The following is a 20,660-nucleotide window of genomic DNA, read 5'->3' as shown; positions in this document are numbered from 1 at the left end:
CAGCGTGATTTCCCCTCCGGCCGGGCGTACCAAGGAAGGGTGACCCAGCAGGACGACTTCCTCGGTGGACTGCACTACGACCGGCCGTCCGAACCACGGGTGGGCCCCGCCGCGGGTGTCGTCCGCCACTACCCGGCGGGCAATCGGTGTGAACCGCCCCGCGAACGGGTATCGGCGTGGTGGCACGCGGGCGGCGTCGTCCTCGGTGCCCTCGCCGCGCTCGTCGCGGTCTTCGCCTGGGGCTACGGGATCGACCAGTTCGACGAGGTCCGGTCGCGCGGGCTGGTGGCCATGGGGCTCGGGGGACTCCTGGTGGGACTGGTGTGCCTCGGCAGGCTGTCCCCAGCCGCGCCCCTCACCGCCGGGGTGCTCGCCCTGACCGGGTCGGTGGCCGCCGAACTGGGGTCGGTTGCCTTCCTGCCCGTGCTCAAGCCCGTCTTCGGCAGCGGCGGACCGATCTTCGCGGGCGTCCTGCTGATCGTCCTGGCGTTCCGCCGGAGGTAGTTGTCCACAGGTTGTGGATGAAGCTGTGCACAGCCTGTGGGTCGGCCGGGTGACGACCCCCTGACGAAAGGGTCAGGCCGGCAGCGGGTTCGCTCCCAGGCCCCACAGCCGCCCGGTGAACGGGCGCGTCGCCTCGGCGTAGCAGACCGCCGACGTGAAGCCCTCCGACCACGCCTGGCTGCCGAACGCCCGCCACGACGCGAACACGTCCGGCCGATCCGCGCCCACGTAGCTCCGGACGGCCCGCGCGCAGTGGTCCGCCGCCTTCGCGTTCACCTGTTCGAGGGACGGCGCGGGGTCGCCGGGAGTGCCCAGGGACAGCACGCCGGGGACCGCCTCGGCCCGGTGCGGCTGGTCGCAGCCCGTGATCGCCGCGTCCCGGTCCACCCCCGGCGACGCCGCCGCGCACAGCTGCACCGTGCTGAACCCGGCCGCCTTCAGGAGGTCCTTGGCGCTGCCCGTGCGCGGCGCCCGCGACCCGTCCGGCGCCAGTTCGACCACCGCGCACACCCGCCACCGGTCGCCGCGCGCCCAGCCGTCGCGGCTCGGCCAGAACGCGTGCGCCTGGAGGCGGGTGGCGTCGTGGTCGGCGCTGCCCAGGTACGCGGTCAGCGCGGCGCGGCACGGCGGCAGCACGGCGCGGCGCAGGTCGCGGTCGTCCGGGTACGCGGTGCCCAACTCCGGCAGCGTCCCCACCTCGGTGACCTCTGCGTCGTGGCGCTGCGCGCAGTCCAGCACCTCGACGCCGGTGGTCGTGCACTGACCGGGTTCGGGCAGCTCGTCGACCGTCGGCGTGATCGAGGGGCGGACGACCTGCGCGTCCGGCGTCCCCGCCACGCGGGCGGTGCAGGCGGCGAGCGACAGCGCGGCCAGTGCCACGACCGCCGCCCGCCAGCACCTCACCCGGTCAGGTTACCGACACCAGTGCGACCACCTGGTCGGCGATGGCGCGGCGCTCGCGCTCGAAGGCCGCGTCGGTGAGCGCGGTCGGGTCGGCCGGCTGCCCCAGGACGGGGGTGTGCAGGTGGCCGCCCGCGACGCCGGTGGCGCCCAGGCCGAGGCGGAGCCGGTTCGCCCGGTACATCGACTCGTTGGACAGGTAGTCGCCGCCGCTGCCCGCGGCGGCCGCCGCGCCCGGCGTCGGCTCGTCGGAGCGGCAGTCCGGGAAGCCCTCGCCGGGGACCGTGCCCACGGGCCACTCGCAGAACGACCGGTTGAACAGCACCGGGAACGGGGTCGTGCCCGCGCCGACCATCCGCTCGTGCGGCAGCGTCGTCTCGATGAACTCGTGCGCCGGCTGCGGCCACCCCGCCGCGTCGGGGGCGGGGCCGACCGACGAGAGGTCGTTGTTGTCCGGGAAGCCGCCGCGCCACCGGCCGGCCCACCGCTCCACGTCGAACTGCCCGGGGCGGCCCTGGCTGACCGTGACGACGGCGTGCGCCCCCCGCCCCAGCGCCCCGCCGTGGAACCGCTCGACGATGCCCTGGTCGAAGGCGCCCCACAGCACCGGCAGCACGGCCGCCTGGAAGACGACGCGCCCCTGCGGCGTGTCGACGACCTTCCCGTCCAGCCGGAGCGCGGCCGCGCCGGACGGGTTGCTGCGCCGCACCGACGTGCCGCTGAGCTGGAACGGGTCGAAGCCGGTCACCGCGACCCGCCTCGCGCCGTCGGCGAACGCCAGGTCGGTCACCCCGCGCGAGCCCAGGTCGAACGCCTCGACCAGGCGGGCCCGGTCGCCCGCCGACAGGGTGAACGGGGGCGTCCACTGCCGCAGCGCCCGGGTCGCCTGGAGCCGCGCCCAGTACAGGGGGCGGTCGTCGTAGGCGTCCCACGCCTGCGCGGACCGGGCCCGGTCGACGGCGGCCCGCCACAGCCCGGTGCCCGCGGTGGCGGCGAGCTGCTGCGCCCGGCTCCGGGAGCGCGCCTCGCACAGGCGGGCGGTGAACGAGCTGACGTCGTCCTCGAAGCCCGCGAGGCGGGCCAGTTCGGGCCCCACGGCGGGGCCGTCCGGCGTCAACCGGTCGCCGAGGCGCGATTCCTCGACAGTGATGGGAGCGCTCTCGTCGAAGCAGGCCACCGGTTGCGCCCGCGCCACTGCGGGCAGCGAGAGCAGGGACAGCCCGAGGGCGAGCGGGATCACGGTGCGGAGTCGTCTGATCACACCCGGATGCTCCCGGACCCGCGGCGAACGCGGAACCCGTGGACCGGCCCCCGTCCTCCGCGGACAAGAACCGGGGTGCTCCGGGGCAGTCCGGCGACGGACGCGCAACCCCGGCGCCGCCCATCCGTCCGGCGTGATTGTTCAACAATACTCCATTCGAGGAGTAGGGTCGTTCGACATGACGACCGTCGACGCCGGCGACTGGCTGAGCGCGCTGGCCAAGGACCGCGGGGACATCGACCGCTCCAGCACGGCGGAACGCGTCGCCGACAAGCTGCGCGCCAGCGTGCTCGACGGCGACATCAAACCCGGCCAGCAGCTCAACGAGAAGGCCCTGGGGGACGCCCTCCGCGTCTCGCGCAACACGCTCCGGGAGGCGTTCCGCCTGCTCACCCACGAGCGGCTGCTCGTCCACGAGTACAGCAAGGGCGTCTTCGTCCGCCGCCCCGACGCGGCCGACGTCGCCGACCTCTACGCCGCCCGCCGGGTCATCGAGTGCGGCGCCCTGCGCCGGTGGGACGACGCCCCCGAGGAGGCCAGGCAGGCCGTCCGCGACGCCGTCTCCTCCGGGCGGGAACGCGCCGCCGCCGGCGACTGGACCGGCGTCGGCACCGCGAACATCGGGTTCCACCGGGCCGTCACCGCCCTCGCCGGCAGCGCCCGCCTCGACGAGGAGGTGAAGCGCCTGCTCGCCGAGCTGCGCCTCGCCTTCCACGTCATGGGCGACCCCGAGGCGTTCCACCGCGACTACCTGCCGCTGCACGGCGAGCTGGTGACCCGGCTCGACGCGGACCACGACGTGCCCGCGGCCGAGGCGGCCCTCGTCGCGTACCTCGACCGCGCCGAGGAGCAGCTGACGACCGGCCTGCGCGGCGCGTGAACAGGTCACGATCCAGACACGTCACCGGTAGGCAATCAACCTGACATGGTGACGACGCTCGTCCTCCCGGCCTAGCATCGCGCGACACCAGTCACAGGGCCGTACGGAGGGCGCACAATGCCGTCAGCTCGACAACCCAGCCTCCGCTGGAGCAACTGGAACCTGCTGCTGCTGGTCCCGCTCCTCATGCTCGTCACGTCGTGGTTCAACACCGACGGGCCGAGGGTGCTCGGGCTGCCGTTCTTCTACTGGTACCAGTTCGCCTGGGTCCCGGTCGGCGTGCTCTGCGTCGGCCTGGTGTACGTGAAGACGAAGGACGAGCCCGTCGTCACCGGCAAGCCCGACCTGCTCGGGGTGGACGACCTGGACGAGGGGGCGAAGTAGCCGTGCAGTGGACCGAGTTGGTGGTCTTCAGCTTCCTGTTCCTGGTGGTGACCGTCCTGGGCTTCGTCGCGGCGAAGTGGAAGGCGGGCGACACGCTCGAACACCTCGACGAGTGGGGTCTCGGCGGCCGGAAGTTCGGCTCCTGGATCACCTGGTTCCTCGTCGGCGGCGACCTCTACACCGCGTACACGTTCGTCGCGGTGCCCGCCCTGGTGTTCGGCGCGGGCGCGCTGGGCTTCTACGCCCTGCCCTACACCGTCGTGCTGTACCCGATCGTCTTCCTGCCGCTGGTGCGGATGTGGTCGGTGTCCCGCGTGCACGGCTACGTGACGCCCGCCGACTTCGTGCGCGGCCGCTACGGCTCGCACTGGCTCGCGCTGATCATCGCCGTCACCGGCATCATCGCGACGATGCCGTACATCGCGCTCCAGCTCGTCGGCCTGGAGGCCGTGCTGCGCACGATGGGCCTCAACGGCTCCGGCATCCTCGGCCACCTGCCGCTGTTCATCGCGTTCGTCATCCTCGCGCTCTACACCTACCAGTCGGGGCTCCGCGCGCCCGCGCTCATCGCGTTCGTCAAGGACACGCTGATCTACATCGTGATCCTGGTCGCGGTGATCTACCTGCCGAGCAAGTTCGGCGGCTGGGGCGCGATCTTCGACACCGCGCAGGCCAAGTACGACGCGACGCCCGCGAAGACCGACGGCATCCTGCTCACCGCCAACAACCAGCTCCAGTACGCCACGCTGGCGCTCGGCTCGGCGCTGGCGCTGTTCCTGTACCCGCACTCGCTGACCGGCATCCTCGCCTCGCGCGGCCGCAACGTGATCAAGCGGAACATGGTGGCGCTGCCCGCGTACTCGCTGCTGCTCGGCCTGCTCGCGATGCTCGGCTTCGTCGCGATCTCGGCCGGCGTCAAGCCCATCACCAACCAGGCCACCGGCCGCGCCGACACGAACACCATCGTCCCGGTGCTGTTCGGCCAGGAGTTCCCGGCCTGGTTCGCGGGCGTGGCCTACGCGGCCATCGCCATCGGCGCCCTGGTGCCGGCGGCGATCATGTCGATCGCGGCGGCGAACCTGTGGACGCGCAACATCTACAAGGAGTACCTCAAGAAGGGCGCCACGCCCGCGCAGGAGGCCAAGCAGGCCAAGCTCGCGTCGCTGGTGGTGAAGTTCGGCGCGGTCGCGTTCATCGTGTTCGTCGACCCGCAGTTCTCCATCGACCTCCAGCTCATCGGCGGCGTCATGATCCTCCAGACGCTGCCCGCCGTGGCCATCGCGCTCTACACCCGCTGGTTCCACCTGTACGGCCTGATCGCCGGCTGGGTCGTCGGCATGGGCTGGGGCATGTGGCTGCTCTACGGCATCGGCAACCCGGCCGTCGGCAAGGCGCACTTCGCCGGCTCCGCGCTGCCGCTGGGCAACCTGTCGCTGTTCGGCTGGCACCCGTTCGGCGGGTCCACCGTGCAGATCTACGTCGGCGCGCTCGCCGTCGTGGCGAACCTGCTGGTGGCGGTCCTCGTGACGCTGGTCGCCCGCAAGGCGCGCTGGTTCAACGGCACCGACGAGACCGACGGCGACGACTACCACGTCGACGAGGACAACCCGCGCGTCAAGCCGGTCGCCTCCGCTCACTGATCCCCGAGCGGACCCCCGAGGACGAGGGCGGCGGCGCCCACGAGACCCCCCCGGCCACCCAGCCGGGCGGGCTCGACCCGCAACCCGTCCAGGTAGGACAGCCCGCAGTGCTCGGCGACGGTGCGGCGCAACGGGTCGAACAGCAGCTCACCCGCCTGCGCCACACCGCCGCCGACCACCGCGAGGTCCAGGTCCACCACGGCCGCCGTGGCCGCGATGGCCATGCCGACCGCCCGCCCGGCCCGCTCGAACGCGGCCCGGGGCAGGTCCTCGCCGGCCTGCGCCGCCGCCGCGAGCAGCGCGGCGTCCGCGCCCTCGGGCGCCTGCCACCCCCGCTGCCGCGCCCACGCCACCATGCGCGGCCCGCCCGCCACGGTCTCCGCGCAGCCGCGCCCGCCGCACGTGCACGGCTCGCCGTCCGGCTCCACCACGACGTGCCCGACGTGCCCGGCGTTGCCCGTGCGCCCGCCGAACGGCCGCCCGCCGAGCACCAGCCCGCCGCCGACGCCGGTGCTGACCACCAGCCCCACCATGAACCGGCTGCCCCGGCCCGCGCCCAGCCAGTGCTCGCCGAGCGCCATGCACGTGCCGTCACCGGCCAGCTCGACGGGCACCCCCGGCACCAGCTCGCCCACCCGGTCGCGCAGCGGGAACGCCCGCCACCCCGGCACGTTGATGGGGCTCACCGTCCCGGCGGTCGCGTCCACCGGCCCCGCGCAGGCGATGCCGACCGCGGCGACCGGTTCGCCGGCCAGCACCTCGTCCACCACGGACGCCACCGCGGCGAACGTCTCCTCGGCGTCCCCGAGCGGCGTCCCGGTCCGGACCGCGCGCCGCACCGCGCCACCGCGTTCCACCAGGGCACCGGCGACCTTGGTGCCGCCCACGTCCAGTGCCAGCACCAGGTCCGTCACCCGATCAGGTTAGGTCACCACCGGGGCGCGACCGAGCAGCCGGTCAGCGCTTGAGCATCCGGGTCAGGCCGGCCGCCACCGTGGTGGCCAGCACCCAGCCCATGACGATCAGCCCGGACGCGATCCACTGCGACGCGCCCGGCGTCTGCCAGCGGTTCTTGTTGCCGAAGTCCACGATCGGCACCACCAGGTCGATGGTGAACAGCCACGGGTTCCACGGCAGGTGGTCGTCGTCGTTGATCTCCACCAGCTCCGGCCCGGCGGCGAACCACGCGCTGCCCAGCAGCCACGTCACGACCAGCCAGCCCAGCGCCCGCGCCGGCCGGTAGCCGTAGCCCACCATCGCGCGCTGCAACCAGCTCCACAGCAGCACCAGCGGGCGCAGCCACCGGCGGCCCTCGGCGACCGCCCGGTACCGCAGCCGCTGCTTCTCCACCAGCACGGTCGCCGCGTGCTCGTCGTTGCCGCCCGCCCGCAGCATCTCGGCGAACTGGTCGTACGGGCCGGGCCGGTAGGTGCGCCGCATCGCCTGCCGCAGCCAGCGCAGCCGCCGCTCCACCTCGTCGTCGTCGCGCAGGTCGATCGGGTGCCGCAGCGAGTCGTAGCGGAACTCCTCCAGGTCGATCCAGCCGGTCGCGGACCAGAAGTTCTCGTTGTCGTCCAACGAGGTGCAGCGCACCTGCCGCAGCGTCACGTCGCCGCGCGGCGCGGTGACCGGGGTCAGGGTCAGCTCCTGGACCTGCATCCCGAGCACGTTGAGCGCGTGCGAGTCGAGCTTGTCGCCGAGCACCGCCCCGTCGAACGTCGCCATCCGGCCGACCTGCGCCCGCCGCGCCCGCACCCCGCCGTGCGCGACGAACTCCCGGGCGCCGCGCGCGCAGATCAGGTCGCGGCCGATGACCGCGCCGCCCACGTCGAGCGACGGCTTGCCCGCCGGCTGGTGCCGGTAGCGGCCCGGCTTCGTGATGCGGCTGCCGCGCAGGTCGACGTTCGCGCCGACGTGCACGCCGCGCAGCTCCAGGCCGCCGGCCACCTCGACCTCGCGGGCGGCCAGGTTGCTGCCGATGCGCGACCGGTTGCCCAGCACGGCGTCGGCGCGCGGGTTGTCCAGCTCCGAGCCGTCCAGGATCAGGCTGCCCTTGACCTGGAGGTCCACCATGCGGAGCTGGCCGCGCACCCGGCACTGGCGGCCGATGACGTCGCCGCCGACCCGCGCGCCGTCCAGGTGCAGCGCCCGGCCGTGCCCGGTGGGCTCGGCGTTGCCGTGCACCGCCCGGCCGTAGCCGGTGGGCTCGTCCAGCTCGGGGCCGCCCGCGTCGAACGCGCCGCCGGACAGCGACAGCGTGCCGCCGAGCGCCGCGTTGACCATGCGGACCGCGCCGGTGCTGCGGAAACCCCGGTCGAGCTGCACGTCGCCGTCCACGGTGAGGCGGTCGAACACCAGCGTCGCGCTCGGGTCGGAGTGCGGGTCGAGCGCGTCGTCGGCCGCCCGCCCCCGCGACACCCCGGCGCCGCGCATGGTCAGCGCCGAGTCGATCCGCGCGCCCGCCAGCAGCACCGTGCCGAGGACCGTGCAGCCGGCCAGCAGCAGGGTGCCGCCGACGTGCAGGCCCGTGCCGTTGAACGCGTGGCCCCCGGGGTTGTCGAACGACCCACCGGTGAGGTTGCAGTAGCCGCCGACGTGGGCGCTCGCCATCCGCAGCTCGCCGGTGACCCGCACGCGCTGCCCCAGGAGGCCGCCCGCGAGCGTGAGCCGGTCGGCGTGGAGCGCGATGCCGCCCGGCGCCAGCAGCGCGGCGTCCTGCAACGACAGGGACCCGGCGATGTCGGCGTCCACCAGGTCGACCAGGCCCTCGACGGTGCTGCCGGCCAGGGAGATCTCGTTGCTGCCGGTCAGGTTCCGCCCGAGCAGCCCGGGCAGGTGGCAGCCCGCGAACTCCAGCCCGGCGAGCTTGCCCTGGCGCAGGTCCGGCGGCTGCTCGAACCGGCAGCGCACGAACTCCAGCACGTACGGGAACTCGACCGCGCGCAGGTCGAGCACCCCGGTCACGAACTTGTCCGCCACCCGCACCACCGGCGGCACGCCCGCGCGCCGCCGCGGCAACCGCCACGTGCCGTCCGCCTCGCCGATCCCCGCGCCGCGCAGCACGTCGGCCGCCGCCACGCGGGCGGAGCGCGGCGGGCTGGGGTCGAACACGTCCAGCCCGCGCGCCCCCACCTCGGTCATGTGATCGACAATGCGGGTTCCCGGCGCTCCCGCGCAAGGGAACGGGGAAACCCGCTACGCGGAGGGCCCCTGGTGCGTCGGGTCGAGCACGCGCGCCAGGAACGACTGCGTGCGCTCGTGCCGCGGCGCGGAGATGACCTGCTCGGCCGGCCCCTCCTCGACGACGTACCCGCCGTCCATGAACAGCACCCGGTCGGCCACCTCGCGGGCGAACTGCATCTCGTGCGTCACCACGAGCATCGTCATGCCCTCGTCGGCGAGCTGCCGCATCACGCCCAGCACGTCGCCCACCAGCTCGGGGTCCAGCGCCGACGTCGGCTCGTCGAACAGCATCACGTCCGGGTCCATCGACAGCGCCCGCGCGATGGCCACGCGCTGCTGCTGGCCGCCGGACAGCTGGGCCGGCATCGCGTTGACCTTCTCGCCCAACCCGACCCGCTCCAGGTTGCGCAGCGCGACCTCCTGCGCCGTCTTCTGGTCGCGCTTGAGCACCTTGCGCTGCGCGACCATCAGGTTGTTCAGCACGTTGAGGTGCGAGAACAGGTTGAAGCCCTGGAACACCATGCCGATGCGGGTGCGCGCGGCGTCGATGTCCACGTCCGGGTCGGTCAGCTCGGTGCCGTTGACGACGATCCTGCCCGCCGTCGGCTCCTCCAGCAGGTTCACGCAGCGCAGCAGCGTTGACTTGCCCGAGCCGGACGGCCCGATGACGCACACCACGTCACCGCGCTCGACCCGCGCGTCGATGCCCTTGAGCACCTCCAGCGGGCCGAACGACTTCTTCAGCCCGACGATCTCGACCGCCGGTCCGGTCTCCACGACAGCCGCCTCGCTCACGAGGACACCCCCAACCCGGTCGACTCCGGTGTGCTGATCTTCTTGCCGCCCGTGCGCCGCTCCAGGTACCGCGACAGGTAGCCGAGCGGCAGCGTGATCAGCAGGTAGCACAGGCCGACCACCAGGATCGGGGTCAGCGACGGCGACCGGCTGAGCGTCTCGCGCCCGAACTTGGTCAGCTCGTACTGGTCGCGGGCCAGGCCGATGATGTAGATCAGCGACGAGTCCTTGGTGAGCAGGATCAGCTCGTTGGTCAGCGGCGGCAGGATGATCCGGAACGCCTGCGGGATGACGACGGTGGCCATGGTCCGACCCTGGGACATGCCCAGCGAGCGGGCCGCCTCGATCTGGCCCTTCGGCACGGCCTGGATGCCCGCGCGGATCGTCTCCGCCATGTACGCGGCGCCGACGATGCCGAGCGCCAGCATCACCGTCGAGTAGATGTCGAACTGGAGGCCGAACGCCAGCGGCACGCCGAAGCTGAGCGCGATGAACACCAGCAGGGCGGGGACGCCCCGGAAGAACTCGATGTAGATCGTGGCGATCCACCGGTAGGGCGCGACCGGCGACAGCTTCATCAGGGCCAGCACCAGGCCGAGCACCAGGCCGAAGCCGAAGCCCAGCGCGGTGTAGACGAGGGTGTTCTTCAACGCCACCGTGATGACGTTGGGGAACATCTCCGCGGCGATGTCCAGGTTGAAGAAGCTGCGCTGGATCTCGCGCCAGTCGGCGACCAGCGCCAGGACGACCGCGATCACGACCAGCAGTGCGTACTGGGCGCCGCGGAACGCCTTCGCCCGCTGTCGCTTGGAGAGTGCCATGTGTGGGTTACCTCGTGGGTGGGGTGGACAAGGCGCGGGGCCGGTGCTTCGTGAGCACCGGCCCCGCCGTAGAGCCGGTTACTTCGACTCCGGCTTCTTGCCGAACCACTTCTCGTAGATCTTGTCGTACTCGCCGTTGTCCTTGGCCTTCTTCAGGACCTCGTCGACCTTGGCCTTGAGGGCGGTGTTGCCCTTCTTCACGCCGATCCCGTACTGCTCACCGGTGTCGAACTCCGTCGTCACCTCGGTGTCCGGGAACTCCTTGGCGTAGTCGTAGAGCACGCCGTTGTCGTTGATGGCCGCGTCCACCGCACCGGTGCGCACGGCGGTCTCCATCAGCGGCAGGTCCTCGAACTGGACGACGGTGTAGCCGAACTTCGCCGCGTTCTCGTTGGCGTACTCCTCGCCGGTGGTCTCCAGCTGGACGCCGATCTTCTTGCCGCTGAGGCTCTCCAGGCCGGTGATGCCGGAGTCCTTCTTGACCAGCAGCGCCTGCGAGGCGTCGAAGTACGGCTCCGAGAAGTCGATGGCCTCCTTGCGGGCGTCGTTGATCGTCATGCCCGCGGCGGCGAGGTCGCACTTGCCGGTGTTGAAGACCTCGCCGGAGGTGATGGTCTCGAAGGGGGTGTCGAAGATTTCCTGGGTGACGTTCAGCTCCTTCGCCACCAGGTCCACCAACTCGACGTCGAAGCCCACGGTCTTGTCGCCCTCGGAGAACTGGAAGGGCTTGTAGGACAGGTGGGTGCAGGTGACCAGCTTGCCGCTCTGGACCAGGGTGATACCGGAGCCGGCATCCGTGGAACCGGTGTTCACCTTGGTCGCGCACGCCGTCATCGTGGCCGCCAGGGCGAGCACGGGGAACAGGGCGAGCGCAGCGTGCCTGGTACGACGGGCCACGGTGTCACTCCTCGTAACTGTGTCGGTCGAGTGTTCGGCATACTGCCACTTGGGTGACACGGTGGACAGCACGTGCGTGTTACAGACCTTCGGTAGGCACGATTCCTGTGTCACATGCGGTGGGGAACCGCAAAATGTCCGGCCGGTTGGGTTAGGTCACACAATTCATGTACCCGGCGCGCTCGTCTGGCGACGGTCCGTCATCAACGACGCCACCAGTGCCGTCCACCCCGTCTGGTGCGTCGCGCCGAGGCCCTCGCCCGTGTCGCCGTCGAAGTACTCGCTGAACGTGACGTGGTCGCGCCACAGCGGCGAGTCCGTCGACTCGATCCGCTTGCCGTCCGCCGGGCGGCGGCCGTCGTGGTCCGGCAGGAACAGCGACACCAGCCGCCTGACCAGCTCGTCCGCCGCCTGGCCCGCCGTCACGTGCCGGGTGGAGCGGGTGGGAAGTTCCACGTGGAACGAACCGTCGTGGAACTCCTCGACCGTCCGCAGGGCCTCGACGAGCAGCGCGTTCGTCGGGAACCACACCGGTCCGCGCCAGTTCGAGTTGCCGCCGAACATCGGTGTGCGCGACTCCCCGGGCTCGTAGCCCATCCGGTGCTCCTGGTCCGCGACCTGCACCTCCAGGCCCTCGCGGTGCGCCGCGGACAGGCTGCGGATGCCGTGCGGCGACAGGAACTCGCCCTCGTCGAGCATCCGGGTCAGCACCAGTCGCAGCTTGCGCTCGTCCAGCAGGCTGAACATCGCCCGGTCGCCGCGCCTGCTCACGAACGGCTTCAGCTCCGGCCGCTTGGCCAGCAGGTGCTCCAGCCGCCGGGTGAAGTCGGGCAGCTCCTGGAACACCCACGGCTCCAGCGTCGCGCACGCCAGGACCGGGATCAGGCCCACCATCGACCGCACCCGCACCGGCTTGGACTCCGTCGAGCCGTCCGGCAGCCGCCGCGTCACCGCGTCGTAGCAGAAGCCGTCCGTCTCGTCCCAGATCCCGCGCCCGCCCGAGCCGAACTGCGTGGACGCGTCCGCGATGCTCAGGAAGTGCTCCACGAACTTCGTGGCCACGTCCTCGTACGCGTCGTCGTGCCGCGCCAGCTCCAGCGCGATCTGCATCAGGTGCAGGCTGTAGGCCGCCATCCACGACGTGGCGTCGGACTGCTCCAGCCGCCACTGGCCGAGCATCGGCTCCGACCGGTTCACCGGGCCGATGTTGTCCATGCCGAGGAAGCCGCCCTCGAACAGGTAGCTGCCGTCCGCGTCCTTGCGGTTCACCCACCAGGAGAAGTTCAGCAGCAGCTTGTGGAAGATCTTGGCCAGGAACCTCCGGTCCGGGACCTCCTCCGACCGGTACACCTGGAGCGCCGCCCAGGCGTGCACCGGCGGGTTCACGTCGCCGAACTCCCACTCGTAGGCCGGGAGCTGGCCGTTCGGGTGCATCAGCCACTCCCGGCACAGCAGGAGCAGCTGCTCCTTGGCGAACGCCGGGTCCACCCGGGCGAACGGCACCGCCTGGAACGCGAGGTCCCACGCGGCGAACCACGGGTACTCCCACTCGTCCGGCATGGAGATCACGTCGGCCACGTCGAAGTGCCGCCAGTGCGCGTTGCGCGCGTGCGGCGTGGTCCGCGACTTGGGCGCCGCGGGCTGCGCGGGGTCGCCGTCCAGCCACTCGCGGGTGCGGAAGCGGTAGTGCTGCTTGGTCCACATCAGGCCCGCCAGCGCCCGCCGCACGACCGCGGCCCGGCGCGGGTCGAGGTCGGTGGCGTGGAACTCGTCGGCCTCCCAGCGGCGCTGCTGCACGGTGTCCTGGAAGCTCGGGCCGAACGCGTCGAGGTGCCCGTCCCCCTCCACCAGCCGCAGCCGCACGGTCACCGACTCGCCCGGCTCCACCGGGTCGAACGAGTACCAGGCCGCCACCTTCGTGCCCGGCTCGCTCGTGTCGTCCGGGCCGACCACCCGGCAGGCCCGCGCGTCGCGCCCGACCACGTACCGGTCGACGCCGTCCTTGGTGTACTCGCCCGGGTTGCGCTCGGTGCCGAACAGCTCGACCTCGTTGGTCTCGTTGTCGGTGACCAGCAGCGTCGGCGTGCCCTCGACGTGCAGCGTGTAGCGGCCCAGCGCGCCGTGCTCGGCGGTGACCCGGCGCCAGCCGTCGTTCGTGCGGGCGACCAGCGACGGCTTGCGCGCGTCCCGGCCCCACGACCACGTGTTGCGGAACCACAGCTGCGGGAGCAGGTGCAGCGGCGCCGGGTCCGGGCCGTGGTTGGTGGCGGTGATCTCGACGCACACGTCCGTCGGGCTCGCCTTCGCGTAGCTCACGGCCACGTCGAAGAACCGGTTGCCGTCGAGCGCGCCGGTGTCCGACAGCTCCGGCTCGCGCTCGTTGCGCCCGGCGACGCGGGCCCGTTCGCGCAGCTCGGCGTAGGGGAACTCGCACTGCGGGTACCGGTAGACGACCTGCATCCACGAGTGCGTGGGCGTGCCGTCGGTCACCCACCAGTGCTCTTTGACGTCCTCGCCGTGGTTGCCCTCGTCGTTGGTGAGCCCGAAGTACCGCTCCTTCAGGAACGGGTCCCGGCCGTTCCACATGGCCACGCCGAGGTTGAGGAAGCCGTGCACGTCGCAGATGCCCGCGATGCCGTCCTCACCCCACCGGTAGGCCCGCGAGCGGGCGTGGTCGAACGGGAAGGACGTCCACGCGTCGCCACCCGCCGAGTAGTCCTCCCGAACGGTCCCCCACTGCCGTCCGGCCAGGTAGGGGCCCCAGAGGCGCCACGGAGCGGTGGGGGAGTCGGACTCCGCCAGTCGCGCTCGCTCGGCTTGCCGGCTGTGCTCGTTCACGCGGCCAGTGTGCGGCATCGATCCAGTAAAGCGGTTACTCGCGGGTCAGGTCACAGCCCTGAAAGGACTTGCAAAGGCGTGTCGTGCTCACTCTCCGTGGACGACTCACCTCTGTGGGGCGATCGGCGAGCACTGCGCGGTGCCACCCGGGGCGCGGTCGGCGGACGGGCGCGGACCCCGGCCGGCCGCTCACCCGCGCGAGGCCGTGACAGGGCCGCGGGACTGCCTGTCACGGGTGGTCGTCGCGCTGTCCGCCGGGAGGCGGTCCGGACCACGGACGGGTGATCATCGCGATCGGCGCGCCGGGCCGCGCCGGGTTCCCCGACCGGTGTCAAGATCTTCACCGACGACCCGGACGGGGCCAGGATGCAGACCGTGGACTTCGACGAGCCCGCCCACGCCCGCCGGCGCCGCGGCACCGACCCGACCACGGGCCTCGCGCTGTTCGACGACATCACCCGGAGGTGGGACACGTGACCTGGCAGGACGACCGCGTCGGCTCGGCGCTCCGCGGCGAGAACCCGACCGTGCTGCGCCGGCTCCACGCGGGCTTCGCCGTCATCGGCGACGCCCAGTTCCTGCCCGGCTACTGCGTCCTGCTCACCGACGACCCGTCGGTCGGGCGGCTCACGGACCTGCCCCGGCCCAGGCGGCTGCGCTTCCTGGCGGACGTCGAGCTGCTCGCCGAGGCGGTCGAGGTGGTGTGCGCCCGCCGCGACGAGCGGTTCCGGCGGGTGAACATCGAGATCCTCGGCAACACCGACCCGTACCTGCACGCCCACGTGCGCGCCCGGTACGAGTGGGAACCACCCGAACGGGTCGGCCACCCCGTCCACCTCTACCCGCCCGAGGTGTGGGCCGACCCGCGCCACGCGCTCGGCCCGCGGCACGACGACCTCCGCGACGCCCTGGCCGCGGAGGTCGACCGGCTCCTGACCCTCTAGCGGGAGGCGTGCGCGTCCAGCACCGAGGCCACCGCCGCGGTGATGCGCGCCGCCTGCTCCAGGTGCAGCCACTCGTCGGGCACGTGGCAGTTCGAGTCCGGCCCGACCGCGCCCGTGACCAGGAACTGCGCCTCCGGGTACGCCTCGGCCAGCAGGCCCATGAACGGGATCGAGCCGCCCAGGGCCATGCTTCGCCACGGCGCGCCGAAGACCTCCTCGCCGACCCCGTCCAGGGTGTCGCGCAGCCACGGCGCGAGCGCCGGCGCGTTCCAACCGGCGGCGTGCTCGACGCGGGACAGCTCGACGGTCGCCCCGTACGGCACATCGGTCGTCAGCAGCCGCCGCACCGCCTCCAGGGCCACGCCCGAGTCGGCCGTCGGCGGCAGCCGGAAGCTCAGCACCAGCGTGGTGAACGGCCGCAGCACGTTGCCCGCGTCGTCCGGCGACGGCAGGCCGTCCGCGCCGGTGATCGACAGGGTGGGCCGCCAGCCCGAGTTCAGGGCCAGCTCGACCTCGTCCTCGACGACCGGCCGGGTGCCGCCCGCCCACGCCACGGGTCCGGTGATCGAACCCGGCGCGGCGGTCACCGCGTCGCGCACCTCGGCGAGCCGGTGCTCCGGCACGTCCACGTGCATCTCGCGCACCAGCACCTCGCCGGTGGCGGAGTCCTCCAGCCGGTCCAGCAGCTGCCGGGCGATGCGGAACGACGACGGCACGACGCCGCTGCCCATGCCCGAGTGCAGGCCGGCGTCCAGCACGCGCACCGTCATCGTCGCCTGCACGAGACCGCGCAGGGACGAGGTCAGCCACATCCGGTCGTAGTCGTTGCCGCCGGAGTCCAGGCACACGACCAGCGACACGTCGCCCAGCCGCGGCTTCAGGTGCTCCAGGTAGGCGGGCAGGTCGGGGCTGCCCGACTCCTCGCCCGTCTCCAGCAGCACGACGCACCGCGCGTGCGTCCCGCCGTTCGCCCGCACCGCCTCGATCGCGGCCACCGCCGCGTACCCCGAATAGCCGTCGTCGGCCGCGCCGCGCCCGTACAGGCGGCCGTCGCGCACGACCGGGGTCCACGGGCCGAGGCCCTCCGACCAGCCGCCCACCGGGGGCTGCTTGTCCAGGTGCCCGTACATGAGGACGGTCTCGTCGGACGCCGCCGTGCCGGGCACGTCCACCAGCAGCAGCGGCGTGCGGTCGGGCAGCTGGACGACCTCGACGGCGGTGCCCGGCAGGTCGCGGGTGGCGAGCCAGGCGCGCACGTGCTCGACGGCGGCGGCCAGGTGGCCGCTGGTCGCCCACGCGGGGTCGAAGGCGGGGGAGATCGCGGGTATCGCGACCAGGGCGGAGAGGCTCGGGAGGATGTCGTCGTCCCACAGCCCGCGAACGGTGCTGGTCAGTGCTGAACGGTCCACGTCCCGATCCTGTCACGGCCCGTCGCGCGGCCAGGTGGTCGCGCGGCGGTTTCGCAGGGTGGAAATGCCCAGTCGGCCCGATGGTCGGTAGTCCATCGAACCGGGCCGGCCCCCACGTGGGCGGTTGCCGCCGACCGGACGCACCCGAAGACGGCGGGCGGCCGTTAACGATCGGTAACCGGGACGTGCGCGTCCGGTGAGCGGACGCCGTGCTCGGACGGCCGAAGATTGGCCGTCCAACCGTTACCGCAGGTGAGGGGCCTGCGCTCTCTGTCACGAACTGGGACGGGGCACACCAATACGGCAGAGGCCATGTCAGGATGTGGATGAGAACACACCGTCAGCGCCGACGGTTGCCGATTCCCCACACCCAGGGGCGACGGCGACTGGCGGTGCAGCCGCGCAGAGTCGTCACGAGCGACCGGGCGGCCTCGTAGACGAGGAGACAGGCGCATGTCGTCCCCCGAAGAATGGACGCACCCAGGGCCGGATGCCCCTCCGGCCACCGGTGCGACACCGACTCCCGAACAGGTGATCGCCGGCTTGCGAGCGACAGACGAAGGCGGCGCTGACCTGGTGCAGCTGCTCACCCCCGAGGGCGAGCGCGTCACGCACCCGGACTTCGACATCGACATCACGGGCGAGGAGCTGCGCGGCCTGTACCGCGACATGGTCCTGGTCCGCCGCGTCGACCGCGAGGCGAACGCCCTCCAGCGCAAGGGCCAGCTCGGCATCTGGGTCCCGCTGCTCGGCCAGGAGGCCGCGCAGATCGGCGCCGGTCGCGCGCTGCGCCCGACCGACATGGCGTTCCCCAGCTACCGCGAGCACGGCATCGCCTGGACGCGCGGCATCAAGCCGACCGACCTCCTGGGCATCTTCCGGGGCACGGACATGGGCACGTGGGACCCGGTCGAGCACCGGTTCCACCCCTACACCATCGTGATCGGCAACCAGGTCCTCAACGCCGCCGGCTACGCGATGGGCCAGAAGTTCGACGGCAAGGTGGGCGACGCCGACGGCGAGGCCACCATCTGCTTCTTCGGCGACGGCGCCACCAGCCAGGGCGACGTGCACGAGGGCTTCGTGTGGGCCGCGGTCTACGACGCGCCGCTCGTGTTCTTCTGCCAGAACAACCAGTGGGCCATCTCCGAGCCCACCGAGCGCCAGTCGCGCCTCCCGCTCTACCAGCGGGCCCGCGGCTACGGCTTCCCCGGCATCCGCGTCGACGGCAACGACGTGCTCGCCACGCTCGCGGTCACCCGCTGGGCGCTGGAGGAGTGCCGCCAGGGCAACGGCCCGATCCTGATCGAGGCGTTCACCTACCGCATGGACGCGCACACCACGTCCGACGACCCGTCCCGCTACCGGCTCTCCGACGAGCTGGAGCTGTGGAAGCTCAAGGACCCGATCGAGCGCGTCAAGGTGCACCTGGTCAAGCAGCAGTGGGCCGACCAGGCGTTCTTCGAGTCGATCGAGGCCGAGGCCGAGCAGATCGCGGTCGAACTGCGGGACTACTGCGTCAACCTGCCCGACCCGCCGGCCGAGCGGATCTTCAGCGAGGTCTACGCCGAGGGCAACCCCGTCCTGGAGGCGCAACGCGACGAGTTCCTGGCGTACCACGCCGGGTTCGCCGGAGGTGAGCACTGATGGCCGCTCCGACCATGGACCGCGCCGCGTCGGCCGCGCCCGCCGCGGTGCAGACGACGACCATCGCGAAGGCGCTGAACAACGGCCTGCGCGCGTCGATGGAGGCCAACCCCAAGGTCATCGTGATGGGTGAGGACGTCGGCAAGCTCGGCGGCGTCTTCCGCATCACCGACGGCCTCCAGAAGGACTTCGGCGAGCAGCGCGTGCTCGACACCCCGCTCGCCGAGTCGGGCATCATCGGCACCGCCGTGGGCCTCGCGATCCGCGGCTACCGGCCGGTGTGCGAGATCCAGTTCGACGGCTTCATCTTCCCCGGCTTCGACCAGATCGTGTCGCAGGTCGCCAAGCTGCACTACCGCACCCAGGGCCGCATCAAGCTGCCCATCGTCATCCGGGTGCCGTTCGGCGGCGGCATCGGTGCGGTCGAGCACCACTCCGAGTCCCCCGAGTCGTACTTCGCGCACACCGCGGGCCTCAAGGTCGTCTCCTGCTCCAACCCGGCCGACGCCTACTGGATGATCCAGCAGGCCATCGACTGCGACGACCCGGTGCTGTTCTTCGAGCCCAAGCGCCGCTACTACGAGAAGGGCGAGGTCGACACCACCGCCGCGCCCGGACCGCTGTTCCGGTCGCGCACGCTGCGCACCGGCACCGACGCCACCCTCGTGACGTACGGCCCGATGACGCGCACCTCGCTCGACGCCGCGGCGGCGGCCGAGGAGGAGGGCAAGTCGCTGGAGGTCATCGACCTGCGCACGCTGTCCCCGCTGGACCTCGCGCCGGTGTACGAGTCGGTGCGCCGCACCGGGCGGCTGGTCGTGGTCACCGAGGCGCCGTCCGAGTCGTCCATCTCGTCCGAGATCGCGGCCAAGGTGCAGCAGGAGTGCTTCTACTCGCTCCAGGCGCCCGTGCTGCGGGTGACCGGGTTCGACACCCCGTATCCGCCGTCGAAGTTGGAGGAGGAGTTCCTCCCCGACCTCGACCGGGTGCTCCACGCCGTCGACCGCTCGCTGGCCTGGTAGGGGGAGAGCTGTGCCGCAGTTCAAGCAGTTCCCCCTGCCCGACACGGCCGAGGGGCTGACCGAGGCCGAGATCCTCACCTGGCACGTCAAGCCCGGTGACGCGGTCAAGGTCAACCAGATCATCTGCGAGATCGAGACCGCCAAGGCGGCCGTCGAGCTGCCGTGCCCGTGGGACGGCGTGGTCACCGAGGTGCTGGCCGAGGTGGGGCAGACGGTGGAGGTCGGCGCGCCGATCATCACCATCGACCTGGACCCGTCCGGGGCCGCCACCGCTCCCGCCCCGGCTCCCGCCGCCGCTCCCGCCACCAACGGCAAGATCGGCGAGGAGATGCCGGGCGGGCGGATCGCCACCCTGGTCGGCTACGGCCCGAAGTCGGGCGCGGCCAAGCGCCGCACCCGCAAGGCCGCGCCGGTCGCTCCCGCCGCCGCCGTCCAGACCCCGCCCCCGGTCGTGGCGCCCCCCGCTCCGGCAGCCCCGGCCCCGACGCCCGCCCCGGCGGTCGTCGAACCGGCGGCCGTCGAACCGGCGGCCACCTCGCGGGGCGGCTACGTGCCGCTGGCGAAGCCGCCGGTGCGGAAGCTGGCCAAGGACCTGGGCGTCGACCTCCACGCGGTTCCCGGCTCGGGCCCCGGCGGCGTCATCACCCGCGAGGACGTCGAACGGGCGGTCGCCCCGGCACCCGCCGCCGCACCGGCCGCGGCGGTCGCCACCGGCTCGCGGGAGCGCCGCGTGCCGATCAAGGGCGTCCGCAAGGCCACCGCCCAGGCGATGGTGGACAGCGCCTTCACGGCCCCGCACGTCACCGAGTTCCTGACGGTCGACGTGACGCCGATGATGGAGCTGCGGGCGCGCCTGAAGTCGCACCCGCGGTTCCGGGACGTCAAGCTCACGCCCCTCGCGTTCGCCGCGAAGGCCGTGCTGCTCGCCGCCCGCCGCACCCCCGACGTCAACGCGACGTGGGACGAGGCGGCGCAGGAGATCGTCTACAAGGACTACGTCCACCTGGGCATCGCCGCCGCCACCCCGCGCGGCCTGGTGGTGCCCAAGGTCCGCGACGCCGACGGCATGTCGCTGAAGGAGCTCGCGGTAGCCCTGGACGAGCTGGCCACCACGGCCCGCGACGGCAAGACGTCGCCGGCCGACATGATGGGCGGCACGTTCACCATCACCAACGTCGGCGTCTTCGGCGTCGACACCGGCACGCCGATCATCAACCCGGGCGAGGTCGCCATCCTGGCCCTGGGCGCGATCCGCGACATGCCGTGGGTGGTGGACGGCCAGGTCGTGCCGCGCAAGGTCTGCCAGCTGGCCCTGTCCTTCGACCACCGCGTGGTCGACGGCCAGCAGGGCTCGCAGTTCCTGGCCGACGTGGGTGCGCTGCTCGCCGACCCCGCCGTGGCGATGACCTACTGATCCCCCGGCTCGACCGCTCGGCGGACGCCGGGAGCCCTCACCGGCTCCCGGCGTTCCGCTTTCCGGTCCCCCGCGCGTCAATCGGGTTGAACTTCCAGTGACTGGAGATTCCAAGGTGGTC

The 20,660-nt window shown here is 72.4% G+C and carries 17 protein-coding genes; 8 read left to right on the top strand and 9 right to left on the bottom strand.

The window, feature by feature from the left end; translation table 11 throughout:
* Positions 1-39: 39 nt before the first annotated feature.
* Positions 40-504: a hypothetical protein gene (locus J2S66_RS28275; RefSeq protein ID WP_310310364.1), complete on the top strand. Its 465-nt coding sequence runs from the start codon at positions 40-42 to the stop codon at positions 502-504.
* 72 nt (positions 505-576) lie between these two features.
* Here J2S66_RS28275 and J2S66_RS28270 read toward each other — a convergent pair whose 3' ends face one another.
* Both J2S66_RS28270 and J2S66_RS28265 read right to left on the bottom strand, forming a co-directional pair.
* Positions 577-1,407: a septum formation family protein gene (locus tag J2S66_RS28270; RefSeq protein ID WP_310310362.1), complete on the bottom strand. Its 831-nt coding sequence runs from the start codon at positions 1,405-1,407 to the stop codon at positions 577-579.
* A 4-nt stretch (positions 1,408-1,411) separates the two neighbouring features.
* Positions 1,412-2,665 carry a PA0049 family protein gene (locus J2S66_RS28265; protein ID WP_310310360.1) on the bottom strand — a complete coding sequence of 418 codons (1,254 nt, stop codon included), beginning with the start codon at positions 2,663-2,665 and terminating at the stop codon, positions 1,412-1,414.
* Between the two features lie 178 nt (positions 2,666-2,843).
* Here J2S66_RS28265 and J2S66_RS28260 point away from each other — a divergent pair, with 178 nt between their 5' ends.
* The 3 genes from J2S66_RS28260 to mctP all read left to right on the top strand — a co-directional run bounded on the left by J2S66_RS28260 (position 2,844) and on the right by mctP (position 5,569).
* Complete coding sequence (locus J2S66_RS28260; protein ID WP_310310358.1) at positions 2,844-3,545, top strand: GntR family transcriptional regulator; 702 nt, start codon at positions 2,844-2,846, stop codon at positions 3,543-3,545.
* A 117-nt stretch (positions 3,546-3,662) separates the two neighbouring features.
* On the top strand, positions 3,663-3,929 hold the full coding sequence (locus J2S66_RS28255) for a DUF3311 domain-containing protein (RefSeq protein ID WP_310310356.1): 267 nt from the start codon (positions 3,663-3,665) through the stop codon (positions 3,927-3,929).
* A 2-nt stretch (positions 3,930-3,931) separates the two neighbouring features.
* Positions 3,932-5,569 (top strand): monocarboxylate uptake permease MctP, encoded by a 1,638-nt coding sequence (gene mctP / locus J2S66_RS28250; protein WP_310310354.1) that lies wholly within the window; start codon positions 3,932-3,934, stop codon positions 5,567-5,569.
* On the opposite strand, the gene J2S66_RS28245 is transcribed toward mctP, so the two are convergent.
* The 6 genes from J2S66_RS28245 to J2S66_RS28220 form a co-directional block, all read right to left on the bottom strand.
* Complete coding sequence (locus J2S66_RS28245) at positions 5,563-6,483, bottom strand: ROK family protein (RefSeq protein ID WP_310310352.1); 921 nt, start codon at positions 6,481-6,483, stop codon at positions 5,563-5,565. The two genes, mctP and J2S66_RS28245, sit on opposite strands and share 7 nt — an antisense overlap.
* Before the next feature lie 43 nt (positions 6,484-6,526).
* The gene (locus J2S66_RS28240; RefSeq protein WP_310310350.1) at positions 6,527-8,710 is read right to left on the bottom strand and encodes a hypothetical protein; all 2,184 of its coding nucleotides are present in this window, start codon (positions 8,708-8,710) and stop codon (positions 6,527-6,529) included.
* A 54-nt stretch (positions 8,711-8,764) separates the two neighbouring features.
* A complete protein-coding gene (locus tag J2S66_RS28235; RefSeq protein ID WP_310310348.1) occupies positions 8,765-9,547 on the bottom strand; it encodes an amino acid ABC transporter ATP-binding protein in 783 nt (260 codons plus the stop codon).
* Positions 9,544-10,368 (bottom strand): amino acid ABC transporter permease, encoded by an 825-nt coding sequence (locus J2S66_RS28230; RefSeq protein WP_310310346.1) that lies wholly within the window; start codon positions 10,366-10,368, stop codon positions 9,544-9,546. The genes J2S66_RS28235 and J2S66_RS28230 overlap by 4 nt, the downstream gene beginning before the upstream one ends.
* A gap of 78 nt (positions 10,369-10,446) precedes the next feature.
* Complete coding sequence (locus tag J2S66_RS28225; protein ID WP_310310344.1) at positions 10,447-11,265, bottom strand: transporter substrate-binding domain-containing protein; 819 nt, start codon at positions 11,263-11,265, stop codon at positions 10,447-10,449.
* Between the two features lie 165 nt (positions 11,266-11,430).
* Positions 11,431-14,103: an MGH1-like glycoside hydrolase domain-containing protein gene (locus J2S66_RS28220; protein WP_310310342.1), complete on the bottom strand. Its 2,673-nt coding sequence runs from the start codon at positions 14,101-14,103 to the stop codon at positions 11,431-11,433.
* Positions 14,104-14,576: 473 nt separating this feature from the next.
* Here J2S66_RS28220 and J2S66_RS28215 point away from each other — a divergent pair, with 473 nt between their 5' ends.
* Positions 14,577-15,047 carry an HIT family protein gene (locus tag J2S66_RS28215; RefSeq protein WP_310310340.1) on the top strand — a complete coding sequence of 157 codons (471 nt, stop codon included), beginning with the start codon at positions 14,577-14,579 and terminating at the stop codon, positions 15,045-15,047.
* Here J2S66_RS28215 and J2S66_RS28210 read toward each other — a convergent pair.
* On the bottom strand, positions 15,044-16,456 hold the full coding sequence (locus J2S66_RS28210) for a M20/M25/M40 family metallo-hydrolase (protein WP_310310338.1): 1,413 nt from the start codon (positions 16,454-16,456) through the stop codon (positions 15,044-15,046). The two genes, J2S66_RS28215 and J2S66_RS28210, sit on opposite strands and share 4 nt — an antisense overlap.
* 453 nt (positions 16,457-16,909) lie before the next feature.
* Between J2S66_RS28210 and pdhA the strand changes: the two genes are divergently transcribed.
* From pdhA to J2S66_RS28195, 3 genes are read left to right on the top strand one after another with little or no spacing between them, the layout of a single operon-like run.
* Entirely contained in the window at positions 16,910-18,103 is a 1,194-nt protein-coding gene (pdhA, locus tag J2S66_RS28205) for a pyruvate dehydrogenase (acetyl-transferring) E1 component subunit alpha (protein ID WP_310310336.1), read from the top strand.
* A complete protein-coding gene (locus J2S66_RS28200) occupies positions 18,103-19,125 on the top strand; it encodes an alpha-ketoacid dehydrogenase subunit beta (RefSeq protein ID WP_310310334.1) in 1,023 nt (340 codons plus the stop codon). Before pdhA ends, J2S66_RS28200 begins: the two co-directional genes overlap by 1 nt.
* A gap of 10 nt (positions 19,126-19,135) precedes the next feature.
* Entirely contained in the window at positions 19,136-20,539 is a 1,404-nt protein-coding gene (locus tag J2S66_RS28195) for a dihydrolipoamide acetyltransferase family protein (protein WP_310310332.1), read from the top strand.
* Positions 20,540-20,660: the final 121 nt, after the last annotated feature.

The sequence above is a fragment of the Saccharothrix longispora genome (assembly GCF_031455225.1).
In the GTDB taxonomy this organism is placed as follows: Bacteria; Actinomycetota; Actinomycetes; order Mycobacteriales; family Pseudonocardiaceae; genus Actinosynnema; species Actinosynnema longispora.
Note: the sequence above shows the minus strand (reverse complement) of the source record. Positions and strands in the feature narration are given on the sequence as shown.